Raw genomic sequence first — 3,537 nt, 5'->3', positions numbered from 1 at the left:
TTCGTGCTACCGATCAGCCACGACGAGGTCGTGCACGGCAAGGGCTCGATGCTGACGCGGATGCCCGGCCCGCGGGGCGAGAAATTCGCCAACCTGCGCGCCTTCTACGGCTTCATGTGGGGCCACCCGGGCAAGAAATTGCTGTTCATGGGGCAGGAGTTCGCGCAGGAGGCCGAGTGGAACTACGAGAAGGGCCTCGACTGGCAGTTGCTTGACGATCCGGCCCACGCCGGCATGCAGCGTCTCGTGCGCGATCTCAACACGCTCTACCGCGGGCAGCCGTCGCTGCACGCGCTCGACGCCAGCCCCCACGGCTTCCAGTGGATCGAGGCGAACGACGCCGCGCGGTCGGTCTTTGCCTGGATCCGGCGCAGCGGCGGCCCGGACCCGGACGTCGCGGTGATCTGCAACTTCACCCCGGTGGAACGCACGGCCTACAGGGTGGGTTTGCCTTTCGCCGGGCGCTGGCGCGAGGCGCTCAACACCGACGGGGACGTCTACGGAGGACGCGGACGCGGCAACATGGGCGGCGTGACCGCGACCGACCACCCCAGCCACGGCCAGCCGGCCAGCGCCGAGGTGTACCTGCCGCCGCTGTCCGCGGTGTTTCTCGTGCGCGAATAACCGGACTTGGGCGCAACCCGAGCCGGACACACTGGGAGGGGACGACACATGGTAGAAACTCCATCGAGCCTGGCGCGGGACAGCATGGCCTTCGTGCTGGCCGGCGGCCGGGGCAGCCGGCTGAAGGAACTGACCGACCGCCGCGCAAAGCCGGCGGTCTATTTCGGCGGCAAGTCCCGGATCATCGACTTCGCGCTGTCGAACGCGCTGAACTCGGGCATCCGGAAGATGTCGGTGGCGACCCAGTACAAGGCGCACAGCCTGATCCGGCACTGCCAGCGCGGCTGGAACTTCTTCCGGGCCGAGCGGAACGAGTACCTCGACATCCTGCCCGCGTCGCAGCGGGTCGACGAACACCAGTGGTACCTGGGCACCGCCGACGCGGTCACGCAGAACATCGACATCGTCGACAGCTACGACGTGAAATACGTGCTGATCCTGGCGGGCGACCACATCTACAAGATGGATTACGGCAAGATGATCGCCCAGCACGCGGAAAGCGGCGCGGACGTCACCGTGGGCTGCCTGACCGTCCCGCGGATGGAGGCGACGGCGTTCGGCGTCATGGCGGTGGACAACCGCGACACGATCACCAGCTTCCTGGAAAAGCCCGCGGACCCGCCGGGCACGCCGGACGACCCCAGCGTGGCGCTGGCCTCGATGGGGATCTACGTCTTCAACTGGAACCTGCTGCGCGACCTGCTGATCCGCGACGCCGAGGACAGCAATTCCAGCCACGATTTCGGCAAGGACATCATCCCGCAGATCGTCTCGAAGGGCACCGCCAAGGCGCACCGGTTCGAGGACAGCTGCGTGCGCCACACCCCCGATGCGCCGGCCTACTGGCGCGACGTGGGCACGGTGGACGCGTTCTGGAAGGCCAATATCGACCTGACGGACTTCGACCCGGAGCTTGACCTCTGGGACAAGGAATGGCCGATCTGGACCTATTCCGAGGTCGCGCCGCCCGCCAAGTTCATCCACGACGAGGCCAACCGCCGCGGCACCGCCGTAAGCTCGCTGGTCTCGGGCGGCTGCATCATCTCGGGGACCGAAATCCGCCAGTCGCTGCTGTTCACGCAGGTGCACACCAATTCCTACGCCTCGCTGGAACAGGCGGTGGTGCTGCCCTATGCGCGCATCGCCCGCCACGCGCGCCTGAAGAAGGTGGTGATCGACCGCGGCGTGGACATCCCCGAGGGCCTGGTCGTGGGCGAGGACCCGGTCGAGGACGCCAAGTGGTTCCGCGTCAGCGACGACGGCGTCACGCTGATCACCCAGGCGATGCTGGACATGCGCGAGGCCCGTCTTCGATGAAGGTTCTTTCGGTCGCGTCGGAATGCGTGCCCTTCATAAAGACCGGCGGCCTGGCCGACGTCGCCGGCGCGCTTCCCGCCGCGCTGGCGCTGCAGGGCGTCGAGATGCGCGTGCTGCTGCCGGGCTACCCCGAGGTGCTGCGCAAGGCGGGTGACGGCGACACCATCCTCGAAGAGGATGGCCTGTTCGGCGGCCCGGCGCGCGTCTACTTCACGCGCGCCAAGGGCTTCGGACTGTACGTGCTCGACGCGCCGCACCTGTTCCGGCGCGAGGGTACGCCCTACCTCGACGCGGACGGGCGCGACTGGCCGGACAACCCCGAACGCTTCGCCGCCCTGTCCTGGGCCGGCGCGCGTCTGGCCGCGCAGGGCGCCGGCGGCTGGCGGCCGGACGTGCTGCACGCGCATGACTGGCAGGCGGGCCTTGCCCCGCTCTACCTGCAACGACATTTTCGAGTCCACGTGCCCACGGTCATCACGGTGCACAACGTCGCCTTCCACGGTGCAGCGCAGGCCGACCGCCTGGCGGCCCTGCGGCTGGACGCAACTGATTTCACGCCCGAGGGCATCGAGTTCTGGGGCCAGATAAACGCGCTGAAGGCCGGTCTGGTCTTCTCCGACCGCATCACAACCGTGTCGCCCACCTATGCGCGCGAGCTGACGCGCCCTGAATTCGGCGCCGGCCTCGACGGAGTGATCCGCGCGCGCGCCGACCGGCTGTGCGGCATCCTCAACGGCATCGACACCGACGCCTGGGACCCCAAGCGCGATCCGGACCTGGCCAAGCCCTACTCGGCCCCGGCGGGCAAGACTGCGAACAAGGTGGCGCTGCGGGCCGAATTCGGCCTGCCGGACTCGGACGGGCCGCTTTGCATCGTGGTCTCTCGCATGACCCAGCAGAAGGGTCTGGACCTGCTGCTCGACGCCCTGCCGACCCTGATGGAATGCGGCGGCCAGCTGGCGGTCTTGGGCAGCGGCGACACCGCACTGGAAAGTGCGTGGCAACGCGCGGCGGCCGAAAACCCTTCGGTCGCCGTCCGCATCGGCTATGACGAGGCGCTGTCGCACCGGATGATGGCCGGCGCCGACGCGATCATCGTGCCGTCGCGGTTCGAGCCCTGCGGCCTGACCCAGCTCTATGCGCTCCGCTACGGCACGATCCCGGTGGTGGCGCTGACCGGGGGACTGGCCGACACGGTGATTCCGGCGAACCCCGCCGCGCTTGCCGCCGGGGCCGCGACCGGCATCCAGTTCCACCCGGTGGGCGCGCAGGCGCTGAACCTCGCGATGTTCGACCTGTGCGCGCTCTACGCCGACCAGAAGACCTGGGGCCAGATGCGCCGCAACGCGATGGCGCAGCCGGTGGGCTGGGAACGCTCGGCCCGCGCCTATGCCGATCTCTACGCCGACATGGTGCCCGCGTAATGATCCGACGACTGAGCATGGCCGAGGGGCGAGCCGACCCGATGGGCGCCACCTTCGACGGGGAAGGGGTCAACTTCTCGGTGTTCTCCGAGCACGCCACGCGCGTGACGGTCTGCCTGTTTTCCGACGACGGCGCGACCGAGACGCACCAGCTGGACCTGCCCGAACGCGA

4 protein-coding genes are annotated in these 3,537 nt (G+C 68.7%); all 4 read left to right on the top strand.

The annotated features are described in order from the left end of the window. The coding region (locus ACFDTC_RS01395; RefSeq protein WP_375257074.1) for an alpha amylase C-terminal domain-containing protein at positions 1 to 624 on the top strand (624 nt) is incomplete at its 5' end. Between the two features lie 48 nt (positions 625 to 672). Then, positions 673 to 1,941, top strand: a complete 1,269-nt coding sequence (gene glgC, locus ACFDTC_RS01390; RefSeq protein ID WP_375257073.1) for a glucose-1-phosphate adenylyltransferase — start codon at positions 673 to 675, stop codon at positions 1,939 to 1,941. Next, on the top strand, positions 1,938 to 3,365 hold the full coding sequence (glgA, locus tag ACFDTC_RS01385; RefSeq protein WP_375257072.1) for a glycogen synthase GlgA: 1,428 nt from the start codon (positions 1,938 to 1,940) through the stop codon (positions 3,363 to 3,365). The genes glgC and glgA overlap by 4 nt, the downstream gene beginning before the upstream one ends. Then, the coding region (locus tag ACFDTC_RS01380; RefSeq protein WP_375257097.1) for a hypothetical protein at positions 3,365 to 3,537 on the top strand (173 nt) is incomplete at its 3' end. The genes glgA and ACFDTC_RS01380, both read left to right, overlap by 1 nt.

Source organism: Citreimonas sp., from assembly GCF_042096055.1.
Taxonomy (GTDB): domain Bacteria; phylum Pseudomonadota; class Alphaproteobacteria; order Rhodobacterales; family Rhodobacteraceae; genus Citreimonas.
This window is presented reverse-complemented; position numbering and strand designations above follow the sequence as displayed.

Bases quoted from the DNA above. Each gene is read 5' to 3' on its own strand.
- glgC (WP_375257073.1), top strand. From the start codon at position 673: ATGGTAGAAACTCCATCGAGCCTGGCGCGGGACAGCATGGCCTTCGTG.
- glgA (WP_375257072.1), top strand. From the start codon at position 1,938: ATGAAGGTTCTTTCGGTCGCGTCGGAATGCGTGCCCTTCATAAAGACC.